Here is a 677-nt window from a genome sequence, read left to right on the forward strand (position 1 = left end):
AACAGAGTGTCTTCTGAGCCAGAATATTTATTATTTGTATACACACCCAGGATGAAATCATCATTTTCATAACTAAATGTTATTTTTTCAAGATGCTTTCCTCCATCATCCCGGATAAATCCATTCGGAATACACACGCCTTTAGCCGACGGAATATCCTCATCTCTCCTGCCACTAAGTCGTGATATGAGGGATTGCATGGCCGCCAGTTTAGCTGGCTTAGTATTTGCATCGGCCTCAGTAAACCCTCTGGCTAGATATTTTATTTTTTTTTCGCTGTGCTTCTTGTCTGAAAAATCACGAATGTCCGTAGTAATCACAAAGGCTGTCATGCCAGAATAAACATGAGCTTCCAGTTGTCTGTATATATCCGGAGTACCCGACTCATTATGATCGAAAATAGCACCTTTGCCGTCAGGAAGAAGAACCACCTCTTTTAAAAAAGGAGCATTTTCAGGTCTGTTACCCGGTTTATTAATGGCATCGCGCAACGCCTGCTCTCTTAACTGTACCCGTTGTTTAAATGCAGGTGGATAGAGCGGTTTGCTTTCAATTTTAAAATCATCGATAAAAATCATATCGTAAAGCTGATTGTTAAACGACTCGGGAACGTCAATCACATAGCGCCCGATACACTGCGGTTTGGTTTGCGCAAACAAAGTATTTATCACTGGACT

At 41.2% G+C, this 677-nt stretch carries 1 protein-coding gene; it reads right to left on the reverse strand.

The features are described 5' to 3' along the window. Nucleotides 1-677, reverse strand: a 677-nt coding sequence (locus OGX98_RS00045) for a Tli4 family immunity protein (protein ID WP_286594670.1), incomplete at both ends; no start/stop codon positions are given.

It is taken from the genome of Citrobacter sp. Cm046 (genome assembly GCF_030333065.1).
Lineage (GTDB): Bacteria > Pseudomonadota > Gammaproteobacteria > Enterobacterales > Enterobacteriaceae > Citrobacter > Citrobacter murliniae.